This window comes from Pseudomonas brassicacearum subsp. brassicacearum (assembly GCF_008801605.1).
Taxonomy (GTDB): Bacteria; Pseudomonadota; Gammaproteobacteria; order Pseudomonadales; family Pseudomonadaceae; genus Aquipseudomonas; species Aquipseudomonas brassicacearum.
The window spans coordinates 461,331-477,831 of sequence record NZ_VZPJ01000004.1; the positions used below are offsets into that span (position 1 = coordinate 461,331).

The 16,501-nt window shown below is 62.7% G+C and carries 13 protein-coding genes; 3 read left to right on the top strand and 10 right to left on the bottom strand.

The window, feature by feature from the left end; all coding sequences use genetic code 11:
- Nucleotide 1 precedes the first annotated feature (1 nt).
- From F7R20_RS13130 to F7R20_RS13140, 3 genes are all read right to left on the bottom strand, one after another.
- On the bottom strand, nucleotides 2-3,775 hold the full coding sequence (locus F7R20_RS13130; RefSeq protein WP_003202451.1) for a nitrate reductase subunit alpha: 3,774 nt from the start codon (nucleotides 3,773-3,775) through the stop codon (nucleotides 2-4).
- Between the two features lie 64 nt (nucleotides 3,776-3,839).
- Nucleotides 3,840-5,237: a NarK family nitrate/nitrite MFS transporter gene (locus F7R20_RS13135; protein WP_003202453.1), complete on the bottom strand. Its 1,398-nt coding sequence runs from the start codon at nucleotides 5,235-5,237 to the stop codon at nucleotides 3,840-3,842.
- Nucleotides 5,215-6,516: an MFS transporter gene (locus tag F7R20_RS13140; protein ID WP_003202455.1), complete on the bottom strand. Its 1,302-nt coding sequence runs from the start codon at nucleotides 6,514-6,516 to the stop codon at nucleotides 5,215-5,217. Before F7R20_RS13140 ends, F7R20_RS13135 begins: the two co-directional genes overlap by 23 nt.
- 309 nt (nucleotides 6,517-6,825) lie before the next feature.
- On the opposite strand from F7R20_RS13140, the gene F7R20_RS13145 reads away from it, so the two are divergent.
- From F7R20_RS13145 to F7R20_RS13155, 3 genes are all read left to right on the top strand, one after another.
- Entirely contained in the window at nucleotides 6,826-8,625 is a 1,800-nt protein-coding gene (locus F7R20_RS13145; RefSeq protein ID WP_003202457.1) for a HAMP domain-containing protein, read from the top strand.
- The gene (gene narL / locus F7R20_RS13150; RefSeq protein ID WP_003202460.1) at nucleotides 8,622-9,269 is read left to right on the top strand and encodes a two-component system response regulator NarL; all 648 of its coding nucleotides are present in this window, start codon (nucleotides 8,622-8,624) and stop codon (nucleotides 9,267-9,269) included. Before F7R20_RS13145 ends, narL begins: the two co-directional genes overlap by 4 nt.
- A 254-nt stretch (nucleotides 9,270-9,523) precedes the next feature.
- On the top strand, nucleotides 9,524-10,201 hold the full coding sequence (locus F7R20_RS13155; protein WP_003202464.1) for a Crp/Fnr family transcriptional regulator: 678 nt from the start codon (nucleotides 9,524-9,526) through the stop codon (nucleotides 10,199-10,201).
- 734 nt (nucleotides 10,202-10,935) lie between these two features.
- Here the strand turns inward: F7R20_RS13155 and F7R20_RS13175 are convergent.
- The 7 genes from F7R20_RS13175 to pdxH all read right to left on the bottom strand — a co-directional run bounded on the left by F7R20_RS13175 (nucleotide 10,936) and on the right by pdxH (nucleotide 16,266).
- Nucleotides 10,936-11,301, bottom strand: coding sequence for a putative zinc-binding protein (locus F7R20_RS13175; protein ID WP_003202466.1), 366 nt, complete (start codon nucleotides 11,299-11,301; stop codon nucleotides 10,936-10,938).
- A complete protein-coding gene (ubiT, locus tag F7R20_RS13180; protein ID WP_003202468.1) occupies nucleotides 11,301-11,771 on the bottom strand; it encodes a ubiquinone anaerobic biosynthesis accessory factor UbiT in 471 nt (156 codons plus the stop codon). The genes F7R20_RS13175 and ubiT overlap by 1 nt, the downstream gene beginning before the upstream one ends.
- Nucleotides 11,765-12,655: a U32 family peptidase gene (locus F7R20_RS13185; protein WP_003202470.1), complete on the bottom strand. Its 891-nt coding sequence runs from the start codon at nucleotides 12,653-12,655 to the stop codon at nucleotides 11,765-11,767. Before F7R20_RS13185 ends, ubiT begins: the two co-directional genes overlap by 7 nt.
- Before the next feature lie 11 nt (nucleotides 12,656-12,666).
- Nucleotides 12,667-13,662, bottom strand: a complete 996-nt coding sequence (ubiU, locus tag F7R20_RS13190) for a ubiquinone anaerobic biosynthesis protein UbiU (RefSeq protein ID WP_003202473.1) — start codon at nucleotides 13,660-13,662, stop codon at nucleotides 12,667-12,669.
- Nucleotides 13,663-13,743: 81 nt separating this feature from the next.
- A complete protein-coding gene (locus tag F7R20_RS13195; protein WP_003202475.1) occupies nucleotides 13,744-14,979 on the bottom strand; it encodes a molybdopterin molybdotransferase MoeA in 1,236 nt (411 codons plus the stop codon).
- Nucleotides 14,976-15,530, bottom strand: coding sequence for a molybdenum cofactor biosynthesis protein B (gene moaB / locus F7R20_RS13200; protein ID WP_003202476.1), 555 nt, complete (start codon nucleotides 15,528-15,530; stop codon nucleotides 14,976-14,978). The genes F7R20_RS13195 and moaB overlap by 4 nt, the downstream gene beginning before the upstream one ends.
- An 88-nt stretch (nucleotides 15,531-15,618) precedes the next feature.
- The gene (pdxH, locus tag F7R20_RS13205) at nucleotides 15,619-16,266 is read right to left on the bottom strand and encodes a pyridoxamine 5'-phosphate oxidase (protein ID WP_027911924.1); all 648 of its coding nucleotides are present in this window, start codon (nucleotides 16,264-16,266) and stop codon (nucleotides 15,619-15,621) included.
- Nucleotides 16,267-16,501 lie beyond the last annotated feature (235 nt).

Genomic DNA, 16,501 nt, shown 5'->3' on the forward strand with positions numbered 1-16,501 from the left:
CTCAGTTCTCCTCGATATCAGTCGGCAGTGGACGCGGCAAATCATCGCCACTGGAACCATCGAGCCAATCGACCTTGACCATCTTGCGCACCACGACGAATTCGTCGCGGTTGCAACCGACCGTGCCGTAATAGTTGAAGCCGTAGGCCTGTTGGGCGTAGCCGCCAATCATGTGGGTGGGCTTGAGCACCACGCGGGTCACCGAGTTGTGGTGGCCGCCACGGGTCTTGGTGGTTTCCGAACCCGGCACGTTCACGATCCGTTCCTGGGCGTGATACATCATCACCATGCCTTCCTTGACCCGTTGGCTGACCACCGCACGGGCGGTCAGCGCGCCGTTGACGTTGAAGCATTCGATCCAGTCGTTGTCCTCGATACCGGCGCGCTTGGCGTCGATTTCCGAGAGCCAGACAATCGGTCCGCCACGGCTCAAGGTCAGCATCAGCAGGTTGTCGCTGTAGGTGCTGTGGATACCCCACTTCTGGTGCGGGGTGATCCAGTTCAGGACGATCTCGGTCTCGCCATTGCTGCGCTTGCCCTTCACGCCGGCGATGGTGCGGGTGTTGACCGGTGGCCGATAGCTCATCAGTTGCTCGCCGAACGCCTGCATCCACGGGTGATCCTGGTAGAACTGCTGGCGACCGGTGATGGTGCGCCATGGGATCGACTCATGGACGTTGGTGTAGCCAGCGTTGTAGCTCACGTGATCGTCTTCCAGGCCAGACCAGGTCGGGCTGGAAATGATCTTGCGTGGCTGGGCCTGGATGTCACGGAAGCGAATCGCCTCGTGCTCCTTGGACACCGCCAGGTGGCTGTGGTCGATGCCGGTGAATTCCGACAGCGCTGCCCAGGCTTTCACCGCGACATGGCCGTTGGTTTCCGGCGCCAGGGACAGGATCACTTCGGCAGCATCAATGGCGCTGTCGATTTTTGGCCGCCCTTGGCTGATACCCGCCTCGACTTCCTTGTGGTTCAGTTCGCCAAGGAATTTAACTTCAGTGTCGGTGTTCCAGTTGATGCCCTTGCCGCCGTTGCCGAGTTTTTCCAGCATCGGGCCCAGGGAGGTGAACTGCTTGTAGATGTTCGGGTAGTCGCGTTCCACCACTTGCAGGTTCGGCGCGTTCTTGCCTGGGACCGGCGCCACACCGGCACTTTTCCAGTCGGTGCCGCCGAATGGCTGGGCCAGTTCGCCGACGCTGTCGTGCATCAGCGGTACGGTGACCAGGTCTTTCTCGACACCCAGGTGGCCGACCGACATGGCGGAAAACGCCTTGGCGATGCCCTTGTAGATTTCCCAGTCCGAACGCGACTCCCAGGCCGGATCGATGGCGGCCGACAGTGGGTGAATGAACGGGTGCATGTCCGAGGTGTTCATGTCGTCTTTTTCGTACCAGGTGGCGGTCGGCAAGACGATGTCGGAATACACGCAGGTCGAGGACATGCGGAAGTCCAGGGTGGTCACCAGATCGAGCTTGCCAATGGCGCCCTCGTCGACCCATTCGGCTTCGGTGGGCTTGCACTCGGTGCTATGGCCGATGTCTTCGTTCATCACGCCGTTCTTGGTGCCCAGCAGGTACTTGAGCATGTACTCGTGGCCCTTGCCCGAGGAGCCCAGCAGGTTGGAACGCCAGATGAACATGTTGCGCGGGAAGTTCACCGGGCTGTCCGGCTGCTCGCAGGCAAAGCGCAGGGAACCGTCCTGCAGCGACTTGACCACGTAGTCCTTGGGGTCCATGCCCGCAGCGGCGGCATCGCGGCAGATGTGCAGCGGGTTGGTGTTGAGCTGCGGTGCGCTCGGCAACCAGCCGGCCCGTTCGGCGCGGATGTTGTAGTCCAGGGCGTGCTCGGGGAATTGCGATTTGTCGGCCAGGGGCGAGAGCACATCGTGCATGCTCATCTTCTCGTGGCGCCATTGCGAACTGTGCCCGTAGAAGAAGCTGGTGCCGTTCATCTGCCGTGGCGGACGGTTCCAGTCCAGGCCAAAGGCCAGGGGCAGCCAGCCGCATTGCGGACGGAGTTTTTCCTGGCCGACATAGTGGGCCCAGCCGCCGCCGGTCTGGCCGACGCAACCGCAGAGCATGAGCATGTTGATCAGCCCGCGGTAGTTCATGTCCATGTGGTACCAGTGGTTCATCGCCGCACCGACGATGATCATCGAGCGTCCACGGGTCTTGTCGGCGTTGTCGGCAAACTCGCGGGCGATCTGGATCGCCTTCTCGCGGCTTACGCCAGTGATCTGCTCCTGCCAGGCCGGGGTACCAGGCACCGAGGCGTCGTCATAGTCCTTGGCAACGTTGGCGCCGCCAAGGCCACGGTCGATCGCCAGGTTGGCCGCCGACAGGTCGAATACGGTGGCGACTTTCGCCACGCTGCCGTCGGCCAGTACCACGCTGTGCACCGGCACCCGCCGGAACTGCACCGCGTCACCGGCCACGTGCTGGAAGTACTCCTGGGCTTCGCCAGCGAAGTACGGGAACGCCACCTCGGCGACGTCGCCGCCGATCAGGCTCAGCTTGAGGTCGATCTCACGGCCCTCGCCGCCTTCACGGGGCAGGATGTTCCACTTGCCCTTCTCACCCCAGCGATAGCCGATGGAACCTTGGGGCGAAACCAGTTCGCCGGCGGCATCCATGGCGATGGTTTTCCATTCCGGGTTGTTGTCCTGGCCGAGGTTGTCGGTCAGGTCGCTGGCCCGCAGGAAACGGTCCGGCTGGTAACCCGCGCCCGGAGCGGCGCCGAGCATTGGCTTGAGCATCACCAGTACCGGCAGGTCGGTGTAGCGCTTGGCGTATTCGGTGAAATAGACGCTCGGCTTGTCCAGGTGGAATTCTTTGAAGATCACATGGTTGAAGGCCTGGGCCAGCGCGGCGTCGGTGCCCTGCTTGGGGTTGAGCCACAGGTCGGTGAGCTTGGCGACTTCCGAATAGTCCGGGGTGATCGCCACGGTCTTGGTGCCCTTGTAGCGCACCTCGGTGAAGAAGTGGGCGTCAGGGGTACGGGTCTGCGGAACGTTGGAGCCCCAGGCAATGATGTAGTTGGAGTTGTACCAGTCGGCCGATTCCGGCACGTCGGTCTGCTCGCCCCAGACCATCGGCGACGCTGGCGGCAAGTCGCAATACCAGTCATAGAAGCTCAGGCAGACGCCACCGATCAACGACAGGTAACGCGAGCCGGCGGCGTAGCTGACCATCGACATGGCCGGGATCGGCGAGAAGCCCACCACCCGGTCCGGGCCGTGTTCCTTGACGGTGTAGACGTTCGCTGCGGCGATGATCTCGTTGACTTCTTCCCAGTTGGAACGGATGAAGCCACCCATGCCGCGCTTGCTTTTATAGGAGTCGGCCTTGGCCTTGTCCTCGACGATGCTGGCCCAGGCTTCCACCGGCGGCAGGGTCTGCCGGGCTTCACGCCACAGCTTGAGCAATGGCTTGCGAATTTTCGGGTACTTGAGCCGGTTGGCGCTGTAGATGTACCAGCTGTAGCTCGCGCCGCGAGGGCAGCCGCGTGGTTCGTGGTTGGGCAGATCGTTGCGGGTACGCGGATAGTCGGTCTGCTGGGTTTCCCAGGTGATCAGGCCGTTCTTGACGTAGATTTTCCACGAGCACGAACCGGTGCAGTTCACCCCATGGGTGGACCGCACGATCTTGTCGTACTGCCAGCGCGAACGGTAGACGTTCTCCCAGTCCCGGGACTCCTTGCGGGTCTCGCCGTGCCCGTCTGAAAACTCGCCTTGCTTACGGTTGAAAAACCGCAGTTGATCCAGTAAATGACTCACAGTGTGTTCCTCTCAGGCTTGCTCCGCGGGGTCTGCGCCCCGCCCACGCAGGTTTAGGTTCGGCTTAGCAAGGTGTCGCGGCGCCCTTGCGGGCATACCACCACCAGGTCACCACGATGCAGCTCAGGTAGAAGCCGACGAACATGTAGAAGGCCATCTCCGGGCCGCCGGTCAGGGCCATCGAAGTGCCGAATGATTTGGGAATGAAGAAGGCTCCGAAGGCGCCCATGGCCGAGCTGAAACCCAGCACGGCGGCCGATTCCTTGCCGGCGTTCTTGATCGCTTGTTCACGCAGCTCGGGCTTTTTGCCCAGGGCGGCTTTTTCATGCAGGGTGCGGAAGATCACCGGGATCATGCGGAAGGTCGAACCGTTGCCCACGCCAGTGGTGATGAACAGCAACATGAACATGCCCAGGAAGCCGTAGAAGCTGCCGCCCTGGCCGTTCTGCGGAAGAAAGTGCAGGACGCCGAACACCATCACGATCATCAACACGAAGTTCCACAAGGTGACCTTCGCGCCACCGAGCTTGTCCGCCAGCCAGCCGCCCAGCGGCCGTACCAGCGCGCCCACCAGCGGGCCGAGGAAAGCGAATTTCAGGGCGATGACTTCCGGGAACGAGGTCTTGATCAGCAGCGGGAAGGCGGCGGAGAAACCAATGAACGAACCGAAGGTGGCCAGGTACAGCCAGCACATCAGCCAGTTGTGCTTGCGCTTGAAGATCACCGCCTGTTCGCTGAACGAGGCGCGAGCGCTGGACAGGTCGTTCATGCCGAACCAGGCGATCACGGTGATGGCGAGGATGAACGGCACCCAGATGAAACCGGCGTTCTGCAGCCACAGCGAGCTGCCGTCGGCCAACACCTGTGGCTGGCCGCCCATGAAGCCGAACACGCCGAAGGAGATCACCAGCGGCACGCTGAACTGCATCACCGACACGCCCAGGTTGCCCAGCCCGGCGTTCAGGCCCAGGGCAGTGCCCTGCTGGGACTTGGGGTAGAAGAAGCTGATGTTGGACATGCTCGAGGCGAAGTTGCCGCCACCAAAACCGCAAAGCAACGCGATCAGCACAAACACGCTGTAGGGCGTGGCCGAATCCTGCACGGCGAAGCCCATCCACAAAGCCGGTATCAGCAACGACGCCGTGCTCAGCGCGGTCCAGCGGCGTCCGCCGAAGATCGGCACCATGAACGAGTAGAAGATGCGCAAGGTCGCGCCGGACAGCCCCGGCAATGCCGCCAGCCAGAACAGCTGGTCGGTGCTGAAGCTGAAACCGATGGCATTCAGGCGCACGATCACCGTGCTCCAGACCATCCACACCGCGAAGGCCAACAGCAGCGCCGGGATGGAAATCCACAGGTTGCGCCGGGCGGTCAGTTTGCCGCTACTGCCCCAGAAAGCAGGGTCTTCCGGGCGCCAGTCATGAATGACCGGGCCCTTTTCAGGCGTTTGCAGAACGGACATGTTCTTCTCCTTGGGCAATGCTGGAAAACGGGGATTGAGTGGCCGGCGGCTGTTTACCCAGCAGCGGGCGCTTGCGCATTTCGCTGAAGTACATCCAGGCCAGGGAGACCCAGACCACGCCGTACATCAACATGAAGCAGGACGAGCGCACGCCGGTGAGGTCCACCAGGGCGCCGAACATGATCGGCAGCACGAACCCGCCCAGGCCGCCGGCCAGGCCGACGATGCCGGACACCGCGCCCATGTTTTTCGGGTAGTCGTTGGCGATGTATTTGAAGACCGAGGCCTTGCCGAACGCGAAGGCAATGCCCATCACGAACAGCAGCACGGTGAACAGCGTGGGGCTGAGACCAATGTGGAAATCGACGATGCCGTTGACGGTCTGCACTTGCAGTTGAGTCTGGGGATAGGAGAGCAGGAACAGGCAGATCCAGCTGACCCACAACACCCACCAGGTCACGCTCTGGGCGCCCCAGCGGTCGGACATCCAGCCACCGACCGCCCGCAACACGCCACCGGGCAAGGAGAAACACGCCGCCAGCAGCGCCGCGCTTTGCAGGCTGAAGCCGTATTCCTGCACGTAGTACTTGGTCATCCACAAGGCCAGTGCCACGTAGCCGCCGAACACGATCGAGTAGTACTGGCAGTAGCGCCACACGGCCGGCTCTTTCAGGGTTTTCAATTGCTCGCGCAACGTCGCGCCGCCGGTGCCGCTGTGTTCCTTTTTCTCGGTGGTGAGAAACCAGAACAACAGCGCGGTGATGAACAGGATGGCGCTGAACACTTTCGGCACCAGGTGCCAGGTGCCGAACGCGATCAACGCCGGGGCGAGGAACTTGGTCACTGCCGCACCGGCGTTGCCGGCGCCGAAGACGCCCATGGCAAAACCCTGGTTCTGCTTGTCGAACCATTTGGCGACGTAGGCGATGCCCACCGAGAACGAGCCACCGGCCAGGCCGACGAACAGGCCCAGTACCAGGAACTGCCAGAAGGCCGTGGCGAGGGTGATCAGGTACAGCGGCAATACGCAGGCCAGCATCAGCAGGAAGAACACGATCCGTCCGCCAAAGCGGTCGGTCAGAAGCCCCAGGGGCAAGCGCACCAGCGAACCGGTCAACACCGGCGTAGCGGCCAGCAGGCCAAACTGGGTTTCATTGAGGGCCAGCAGTTCCTTGATCGGAACCCCCAGCACGGCAAACATCATCCAGACCATGAAGCACACGGTGAAGGCCAGGGTACTCATCCCTAGTACCAGCCCTTGTTGCACTTGCGCTCGCATCACGATGCACTCCGTCAGTTCGATTGAGCGCAGCCTAGTGATACGAACCCCGCGAAAACTTGACTTGGGTCAACGTGTGCCGGGGCGGTCCAGGCCTATGCTTGGCCCGTCTACCTCCAAGGAGGTAGACCCGGATATTGATACAACCCTTTATTTATCAATACCTTGATCAAGTCTGCCGAAGCTTTTATGGAAATGGAGCGGCCGACAACTCTTTAGAGGTAGTGCGCCCAGGATTGGCTGCTACACCCCCAGGTCCAGGGCGCCCCCTATGCTCGGTTCACAGTTTTGCCCCGCAGGCCCGCGTCGATGATGCGTTGGCTGCGCAGTTCCCTGCCCGCTCGCGCCGGGCTGGCGGTGATCCTGATCGCCATCCTGGCCCTGGCCAGTTCCTTGAGTGCCGGGTTGATCGCCTGGTTCAGCCAGGGCGACGCTGCCGCCATCAACACCGCCGGCTCCGTGCGCATGGAGACCTACCACCTGAGCTGGAAACTGGCGGCGGGGGCCAACGACGACGTCCCGGCGATCATCGCCAGCCTGCAACAACGCCTCGACAGTCCTGCCCTGCGCGCCGTGCTGGAAGATGGGCCGGAAACCTCCCTGCACAAGAGCTATCGCGACCTTGTGCAACGCTGGAACCAGACTTTGCGCCCGGCCATCGAGCGTGGCGACTCGGCGTTTTTCCAGGCCAATGCCAATGCCTTCGTCAACCAGTTGGACCGGTTCGTTACCCTGCTGCAGCGCCAGAGCGAGCACAAGCAAGGCTGGCAGCAGGTGATCCAGGGCGCGGCGCTGTTCAGCACCATGATCATCCTGCTGATCGGCCTGTATGAATTGCAGTACGGCGTGGTCACGCCCTTGCAGGAGTTGGTGGACGCCACCCAGCGCTTTCGCCGTGGCGAATTCCAGGTGCGAGTCAATCACCAGTCCGAAGATGAACTGGGCCAGTTGGCGACCAGTTTCAACACCATGGCCGAGACCATCGAGCAATCGCACCGCACCCTGGAAAACCAGGTCCGGCAAAAGACCCTGAACCTGCAACAGGCCAACGCCGCCCTGGAGCTGCTGTACCAGAGCAGTCGCAGCCTGGCGACGCGACAGGCCAATGCCGAAGGGCTGGATGAATTGATCCGGCGCTTCCAACAGCGCCTGCCGGGCCTGCGCCTGACGCTGTGCCTGCAAGGGCAATTGCAATCACCGGCCAGGCACCTGCTGGCGTTGCATGGCGCCGACAGCCGCCAGGTCTGCGCCAGCAGCGATTGCGCCAGTTGCCATAAACGCAACGCGGCACGCCCGCAAGCCTTCAGCATCAGCAACCAGGGCAACGAACTGGGTGAGCTCAAGGCTCATTTTGTCGACGGCCACGCCGCGCAGCCCTGGGAAACCGCATTGATCCAGGCCCTCGCCAACCTGATTGGTACGTCGCTGTCGCTCAAGCGCCAGCGCGAACAGGACCATCGCCTGCTGCTGCTCGATGAGCGCACGATCATTGCCCGCGAGCTCCACGATTCACTGGCCCAGGCCTTGTCGTACATGAAGCTGCAAGTCAGCCGCATGCAGACCCTGATGCGTCGGGGCGAACCGGTGCAGACCCTGGAGACCGTCACTGGTGAACTGCGTGAAGGGCTCAACAATGCTTATCGCCAGTTGCGCGAGTTGCTGACCACCTTCCGCTTGCAGATCCACGACGATGGCCTGGTCGAAGAGCTCAAGGACACCGCCGAGGAATTCTCCAACCGAGGGGACTTCAAGGTGCATCTGTTCGTCGACACCCTGGCCTTCGAGCTGTCGGCCAGCGAGCAGATCCACATCCTGCAGATCACCCGTGAGGCGCTGTCCAACTGCCTGCGCCATGCCCATGCCGAAAACGCCTGGCTCGAACTGCGCCAGGAAGGCGAGACCGTGCGGCTGTCGATCGAAGACGATGGCCGCGGCTTCAGCGGCGAGGTCGACCAGCGCGAACACCATGGCCTGAACATCATGAACGAACGGGCCCGCAGCCTGCGCGGCCAACTGCAGATTCTCTCCCGAACACCCCAGGGCACCCGCATCCAGGTGCATTTCCAACCGGAATTCCTGGGCCAACACACCGAAGGCCTCGCAACATGAACGCCCCCCTGCGCCACACCCTGCTACTGGTCGACGATCATCCGATGATGCGTCGCGGCATTCGTCAGATGCTTGAGCTCGAAGACGATTTGCAGATCGTTGGCGAAGCCAGCCACGGCGAAGAAGCCCTGACCCTGATCGAACCGCTCAAGCCCGACCTGGTGCTGCTGGACAACAACATGCCGCAGATGAACGGCATCGAGACCCTGCGTCGGCTGCGCGCCATGCACTACACCGGCAAGGTGCTGCTGTTCACCGTGTCCGATGCCGAGGACGACATCCGCGATGCCTTGCGCCTGGACGCCAACGGTTACCTGCTCAAGGACATGGAGCCGGAGCTTCTGATCCAGTACATCCGCGATGCCCTCAACGGCGCCCTGGTGATCAGCCCCGGCCTGACCCGCGTCATGGCCCAGGCGCTGCGCTCGCCACCGCGCCAGGCCGATGTGGAACTGACCGAGCGCGAACGCCAGGTCCTCAAGACCATCGCCGGCGGCTACAGCAACAAGGTCATCGGGCACAAGCTGGGCATCACCGAAGGCACGGTCAAGGTGCATGTGAAGAACCTGCTGCACAAGCTCGGCTTGCGCTCACGGGTCGAAGCCGCGGTGTGGGCGATGGAGCATTTGCGCGGGGCGGGCTAGCCCAGCAAAACACACCGATTGTGGGAGCAAAGCTTGCTCGCGATAGCGGTGGTTCAGCTTGCGCAAATGTTGAATGTACTGCTGCCATCGCGAGCAAGCTTTGCTCCCACAGGGGATTGGCAGCAGATCTGGATTTCGTTCCCCACAGGACTTGTGTCTTGATCGCGCAGCCCATCCCTCTTCCGAGGTAGGCCAGCCGAGGCATAGGCCAATGACGACTTGGGCTCTACCATGACGACACGCGGAGGTACGCCATGCTGACCCACCCTTCCATCGTTTTACTGTTGCGTCGTCATCACCTGTTCAGCCAACTGCCGGAGCGGGTCTTTGAGGATGTCTGCAGCCTGGCCGTCCTCAAACGCCTGGAATGCAACAGCACGCTCATGCACCAGGGCGATCCGGCCAAGCGGTTTTTCTTGTTGGTCAGTGGCCAGATCAAGCTGTTCCGGGTGACCGGTGAGGGCCAGGAGAACCTGGTGGAGATCATCCAGCCCGGACAGACCTTCGCCGAGGCCCTGCTGTTCAGCGAGGCTCGTTGCTATCCGGTCAGTGCGTCGGCAATCAAGGACAGCGTGCTGGTGAGTATCGAGGGTACCCATTACCGCAAGGCCCTGGAGGACCAGCCCAAGGTCTGCCTGGCGATCCTGGCGAGCATGAGCATCCATCTGCACCAGCGCCTCAAGGACATCGATAACTTGACCTTGGCCAGTGCCAGTCGGCGGGTGATCAATTTCCTGCTGCAGGAACGCGATCCGCGGGATGGTCAATTGGTGTTGCAGGTGTCCAAGCGTCTGGTGGCTTCCAAGCTGGGGATTCAGCCGGAGACGTTTTCGCGGATTCTTCATCGGTTGGTGGATGGGGGGTTGATTGCCATGGAGCGGCGTCAGATTCGTATCTTGTCCGAGGATGGGCTTGAGGGTTATCAGCAGTAGGTTTGTGTGAATATCCGTTATTTAGGTAACGGCGACTTATAGTTCAGCCCTTACGGCGGCTCACTTTTGAAGAGCCCGGAAGCCGGCCCAGTCAAAAGTAAGCAAAACGCTCTCGCCCCACCACTTGGTGCCTCGCTTAGGCTCGGCATGCCCGCCTAGTAGCCGACCTGGTTCTTGATGGGGACCGCATTCCTCCTGTGGGAGCGGGCTTGCTCGCGAAGAGGCCGGCACATCCAACATCATCACAAACTGACCCACCGCTTTCGCGAGCAAGCTCGCTCCCCACATGGGTTTTCGGGTATTCAAAGCATCCGCATACGACACAAGAACCTGTGGGAGCGAGCTTGCTCGCGATGACGTCGGCACAGCCAACCTCACCGCGAGCTAACCCACCGCTTTCGCGAGCAAGCCCGCTCCCACAGGAAAAACGCGGTCCCATCAAGAACCAGGTCGGCTGTTAGGCCGCCTCGCGATGGACGTTGATCTCGGACGCCCCGTTAACCACGATGGCCGAACGCAGGTATTGCGCAGTGGGCCATGGATGGCCCTTCGCGGCGGCCCACGGAGCAATGCCTTCGTTCAGGCATGCCGAGCCTAAGCGAGGCACCAAGTGGTGGGGCAAAGCGCTTTTGGTTACTTTTGGCTGGTCCGGCTCCCGGCTCTTCCAAAAGTGACCCGCCGCAAGGGCGGAACCATAAGCCGCCGTTACCGAAGAAATGGATATTCACCCACCCCTAACCCGCATCAATCAACCCCACTACCCGCGAAAACACCAACTCCATCTCAGGCTCACCGCAATCCACCCCGAACCGCTTGCGCAACCCCAGCTGGTTCAGAATCACATGCACATCCGCCACCAAATCATGCTGCCGCAGACACGCCTGAACACACTGCAACGGACAACCATCCAACGCAATGATCCGCCGCCCCGACCGCGCCTTGTCAACCAGCGGCGCCACATGCCCACCCACCCCGACAATACAAGACATCTCCGCCAGACCCGCACGGTCCAGCCGCAGGGCGACGGTGTTGGCCAGTTGCGCCACATTGGAACAACCGGAACACGAATACACCAGGGGAAGCGCGTTCGAAGCTTTCATCAGACCGTCGCCAACCCCTTGCCCGCCCTCTCCAGGTTGCGCCAGAGCCACGGCGGCAGGACGTCCGGATCAAGACTGTCGATCAGATTCTTCAGTGCCAGCCCCAACTCGGTATCCCCCTCGATCACCAACCGGCGACGGAAGAACAACGTGTCAGGATCTTCCTGCCGACTGGCCAGTAACAGAAACTCACGCCAGTTGCCGCTGATGGTGACCTGGGCCTCGGCCCGTTCGGCAATCCGCAATCCATCCCGTGCCAAAGTCAGGTACCAGCACAACTTCAAGTCCGGCACACGCAGGCACAACCATCGCCCACGCAGCACATCGAACCCGCCATCGCGCAGCGGCTCGGCCAGGCAGCGATTGAGCGCCTGCTGCAACGCCAGTCGCTGCACCACGAACGGCACCTTGCCCACCAGCGGCAGCAAGCGGTCGGCGCCTTTGAGCACCCACTTCTTCGGACTCAACACAGGCCCGCCTCCTCTACCTTCAACATGCCAGCATGACCGTGCCAGTAACCATTGCAACCGTCCACGAACAGCGGTGGTGCCTCGCCCTGGCGCACCTTGTCGAAGGCCGTGACCACCTCGGCCATGCCCTGGGCGCGAGGGCTCAGGCGCAGCACATCGGCGCCGCAGGCCATCAGCGCGTTGTAATCGGCCAGCAGGTTCGTCACCTCGCCGGACATCGTCTGGATGCCGTTGAGGGTGAACAGCTGTTGGCCTTCCTGACTGCTCAGCGCAAGGCCGTCGGGGTAGTTGATGCAGCAGAACTGACAGTCGTCCTTGGGGCGGTTTTCGGCTCGGGCGGTAAAGCAGCGCGCCGAGTACGCCAAGGGCAGATGACCGTAGGCAAAAATCTCCACCTCGGGCACCTCGCGGTCCATGTCCCGCACCTGCTCCAGCACATCGCCGATCAGCGCCGCCGAGCACTCCACCGGCGGCACCCAACGGATCATACCGCTGTCGAGCAATTGCCCCAGGGCGTGGCCGTTGTACAAGTTCAGTGCCGGGCCACCGACGAAAGGCAGCTTGCGTTCGGCCATGAACTGCACCGCGCCCATGTCATTGGCTTCCACCAACAACTGGCCGTTGTCACACAGGCGTCGCAGCGAGGACAGCTCCGAGGCCGCCTCGATCAGCGTCAGGCTCGACAACACAATCTGTGCCTGGCTGCACGCTTGCAGCTCGCGCGCCAACCCCAGCCACTGATCCAGGGAAAACGCCCGGCGTTTCGAACACACGGTTTCCCCCAGGTAAATCACGTCCAGCGGCAATGCCGACATCTCGGCATAGAAATTCCCCAGTTGCGCTTTGTCCCAATAAAACAGGACCGGTCCCAGGCTGAGTTTCATCTGGCCTCCCCTCATTGCCATGATCGATGGTAGGCACCCAGGGTGGTCTGGCTGCCTTCGGACAAGCCAGCCAGCACCTGGCGCCATTCTTCCTGCACCCGGAACCGTTGCGGCGCGGCCTGATGGGCGTCCAGTGCGGCGCGCCAGACCCGGGTCACTTGTTCAACGTAGGCCGGGCTGCGTTGGCGACCCTCGATCTTCACCGCTTCGACGCCGATGGCTGCCAACTCCGGCAGCAGGTCAAGGGTGTCGAGGCTGGTGGGTTCTTCCAGCGCATGGAAGCGCTTGCCGCCCACCAGGAAGCGGCCTTTGCACAAGGTCGGATAACCGGCCGGCTCTTCGGGCGTGTAGCGGTCGATCAGCACCTCGCTCAGGCGTGCGCTGAGGCCTTGGGCGTCCTCGCTCCAGCGCACCGCCTTGGCGGGCGAGCAGACGCCACACAGGTTCGGCGATTCGCCGGTGATGTAGGAAGACAAGTGGCAACGACCTTCAGCCATGATGCACAGGCTGCCGAAACCGAAGACTTCGATCGGCACCGGACTGCCCGCCGCCACCTGGCGCACCTGGGCCAGGGACAGTACCCGTGGCAGCACGGCGCGGCGGATGTCATAGCGCTCTGCATAAAAAGCCAGGGCCGCCGCGTGGGTGGCCGAGCCTTGTACCGACAGATGCAGCGCCAGTTGTGGATGGCGCTGGCGGGCGTAGCTGAGCACGCCGGGGTCGGCGGCGATCAGGGCATCCACGCCGAAATCGGCGGCGCGGTCCACCGCCCGTTGCCAGCGTTCCCAGCCCTTGGGTTGCGGGTAAGTATTGACCGCCACGTACAGCTTGCGTTGGTGCTGACGGATGTGTGCGACAGCCGCATCGAACTGCTTGTCGTCCATGTTCAGCCCGGCGAAGTGCCGGGCATTGGTGTCATCGCGAAAGCCGACATAGACGGCATCGGCGCCTTGGCGCACCGCCGCTTTGAGGGCAGGCAGATTCCCTGCCGGGCAAACCAGTTGCATGGGGCATCCTCATGAGAAAAACTCAAGCGCCGCCAGTCTAGCCAGCCCTCGGCCGGCGACCTTGACGGCAATCAATTGCCGTCAATGCATCAGCTCGGCGAATGGCAGGTACAGCACCTTGTCGTGCTTGTGCAGTTGCGCCTCACACTCCACCACCGCCAGCCCATCGGCCCAGCAAGCGGCCGCCAGCATCGCCGAACTTTGCTGAGGGTGCAGTTCCACGCACAGGTGGCCGTTGGCATCCGGAACCAACCTGGCCCGCAGGTACTGCCGGCGCCGGTTGCGCTTGAGCCAGTCGAACCCGGCCGGCACCTGCAACGGCACGGGTAACACGTCGCCCATGCCCTGGGCCCGGAACAGGAACGGACGCACGACGATCAGCGCGGTAATCAAGGCCGCCGACGGGTTGCCCGGCAGCCCGATCCATGGCTTGCCTTCCACATCCCCAAAAGCCAGGGGCTTGCCCGGCTGGATGGCCAGGCGCCAGAGGTCAATGCTGCCCAAGGCTTCGATGGCGTGCTTGAGGTGGTCCTCTTCACCCACCGAGACACCGCCCGAGGTGATCAGTACATCGCATTCGGCAGCGGCCAGGCGCAACGCTTGTCGGCTGGCCAATAGCTGGTCGGGCATGACCCCGAAGTCATGCACCTCGACACCCCAACCGCGCAACAGCGCGGCGAGGCTATGGCGATTACTGTTGTAGATCTGCCCTGGCGCCAGTGGCTCGCCCGGCTCACGCAGCTCATCGCCGCTGCTGAGCAGACCCACTTGCAAGGGGCGATAGACGTCCACCTGGCCGACACCGGTACCGGCGAGCAAACCCAACTCCTGGGCGCGCAGACGCGTGCCGGCTTCAAGCAACCGGTCTCCTCGACGCAGTTCCTCGCCTTCCTTGCGAACATGGTCACCGCCGTTGACCGACGGCAACCAGACCCGCTCGCCATCGACGCGACAGCTTTCCTGCGGCACCACCGTGTCGGCCCCCGGTGGCAGCGGCGCGCCAGTAAAAATCCTCACGACCTGCCCCGCCTGCAACGGTTCGCCCGGCTCGTCACCCGCGGCGATCCGCCCGCCCAACAGCAGGTAGCCGCCGTCACCCGGCAGGTCAGCGGCCCGCAGGGCATAGCCGTCCATCGCGCTGTTGTCCCAGGCCGGCAGGTTCATCGGGCACACAATGTCAGTGGCCAGCACACGCGCCAGGGCCTGGTCCAGGCCAACCCGTTGCACGGGCGGTGGCGGCGGTGCCTGGTCGAGCAGATGACGGATCGCCTCATCCACCGGCATCAGCACGCCGCTGTCGCACACCTGGCCGCTCACGAGCGTGTCTCGCAAGCCGTCGGGGCGATGCCGTCCTGGGGCTTGAGGTGCGGAGTGAAATTGCACGGGCCGGTGCGGCTGTCCAATTGCCCGGCCAGGATCTGCTCCCAACCGGTCCGGCAAGCCCCCGGCGAACCCGGCAAGCAGCACACCAGCACCCCATTGCTCATGCCCGCCAAGGCGCGCGATTGCAGGGTGGACATGCCGATCTCCGCCAGCGACACCTGGCGGAACAGCTCGCCGAAACCGTCCACCTGCTTGTCCAGCAGTGGCGCCACCGCTTGGGGGGTGTTGTCGCGCGGGGTGAACCCGGTGCCGCCGGTCATCAACACCACCTGCACCTTGGGGTCGGCGATCCATTGGGAGACCTGGGCGCGGATCTGGTAGATATCGTCCTTCACCAGCCCACGGTCGATGAGCACGTGTCCGGCTGTTTGCAGCAGGTCCGCCAGGGTTTGGCCCGAGGTGTCGGTTTCGAAGGTTCGGGTATCGCTGATGGTGAGGACCGCGATGTTCAGCGGTTGAAAGAGGCGTTGCGTCAGATGGGCCATGATCAGCCGTCCTGTCAGAAAAGATGGCCCAGCCTGAACCGCAATCGTTGCCGGGCCTATTCCTCCTTGGAGGTACCTCCCTCGGCGCTCAAGGCGCCAGGCGACTGCGCTGCCAGACGCCGTCTTGCAGGCGGTAGTCGAGGCGATCGTGCAAACGGTCGGCGCGGCCTTGCCAGAACTCCATCCGTTCGGGCCGCAGGCAATAGCCTCCCCAATGGTCGGGGCGCCGCACGGGTTGATCGGCAAAGCGTTTTTCGGTTTGCGTCAGCAAGGACTCGAGCGCAGCCCTGTCCTCCAGTGGTCGGCTTTGTGGCGAGGCCCAGGCACCCAGGCGACTGGCGACGGAACGGGATTCGAAATAGGCATCCGATAACGCCGGATCGAGTTTGTCGACCGGCCCTTCGATGCGGACTTGCCGCTCCAAACCCGGCCAGAAAAACGTCATGGCCGCCCAGGGATTGGCCGCCAGGTTCTGGCCCTTTGCGCTGTCATAGTTGCCGAAAAACGAAAAGCCCTGGGCGTCGAAGCCCTTGAGCAACAACACCCGACAGTGAGGCCGGCCCTGCTCGTCCACCGTCGCCAGGGCCATGGCGTTGGCTTCCACCGGCGGGCTTTCGGTGTCGCGAGCCTGTTGCATCCAGAGCGCGAACAACGCCATGGGGTCATCGGGGGCCTGGACTTCATCCAGGCCATCAAGGGTGTACTGGCGGCGCATTTTGGCCAGGGAAAGGGGCATGACGGTGATCTCCACGATGGATTTTGGCCAGTGTGGATTCTGTGGCGGTGGCGGGCCTTGATCGTTGTCAATGGCGGTTCTTGTGGTGGGTTGAAGGGCGCTATCGCGAGCAAGCTCGCTTGTATGTTTAGACTTGAAGGGGTGGGCGGGACTAAAAGCTCGATTCCGACTCTAGCCAGTACGGACCGTGGGAGACTTCTCGTCCCGCCCTTTCTACCCAAAGCGCCAATAAGGA

What these genes read in the sequence shown, in the direction of transcription:
- F7R20_RS13140 (WP_003202455.1), bottom strand. Translation starts at nt 6,516, where the DNA reads ATGCGAGCGCAAGTGCAACAAGGGCTGGTACTAGGGATGAGTACCCTG.
- pdxH (WP_027911924.1), bottom strand. Translation starts at nt 16,266, where the DNA reads ATGCCCCTTTCCCTGGCCAAAATGCGCCGCCAGTACACCCTTGATGGC.
- F7R20_RS13175 (WP_003202466.1), bottom strand. Translation starts at nt 11,301, where the DNA reads ATGAAAGCTTCGAACGCGCTTCCCCTGGTGTATTCGTGTTCCGGTTGT.
- F7R20_RS13185 (WP_003202470.1), bottom strand. Translation starts at nt 12,655, where the DNA reads ATGAAACTCAGCCTGGGACCGGTCCTGTTTTATTGGGACAAAGCGCAA.
- narL (WP_003202460.1), top strand. Translation starts at nt 8,622, where the DNA reads ATGAACGCCCCCCTGCGCCACACCCTGCTACTGGTCGACGATCATCCG.
- ubiU (WP_003202473.1), bottom strand. Translation starts at nt 13,662, where the DNA reads ATGCAACTGGTTTGCCCGGCAGGGAATCTGCCTGCCCTCAAAGCGGCG.
- F7R20_RS13145 (WP_003202457.1), top strand. Translation starts at nt 6,826, where the DNA reads ATGATGCGTTGGCTGCGCAGTTCCCTGCCCGCTCGCGCCGGGCTGGCG.
- moaB (WP_003202476.1), bottom strand. Translation starts at nt 15,530, where the DNA reads ATGGCCCATCTGACGCAACGCCTCTTTCAACCGCTGAACATCGCGGTC.
- F7R20_RS13155 (WP_003202464.1), top strand. Translation starts at nt 9,524, where the DNA reads ATGCTGACCCACCCTTCCATCGTTTTACTGTTGCGTCGTCATCACCTG.
- F7R20_RS13135 (WP_003202453.1), bottom strand. Translation starts at nt 5,237, where the DNA reads ATGTCCGTTCTGCAAACGCCTGAAAAGGGCCCGGTCATTCATGACTGG.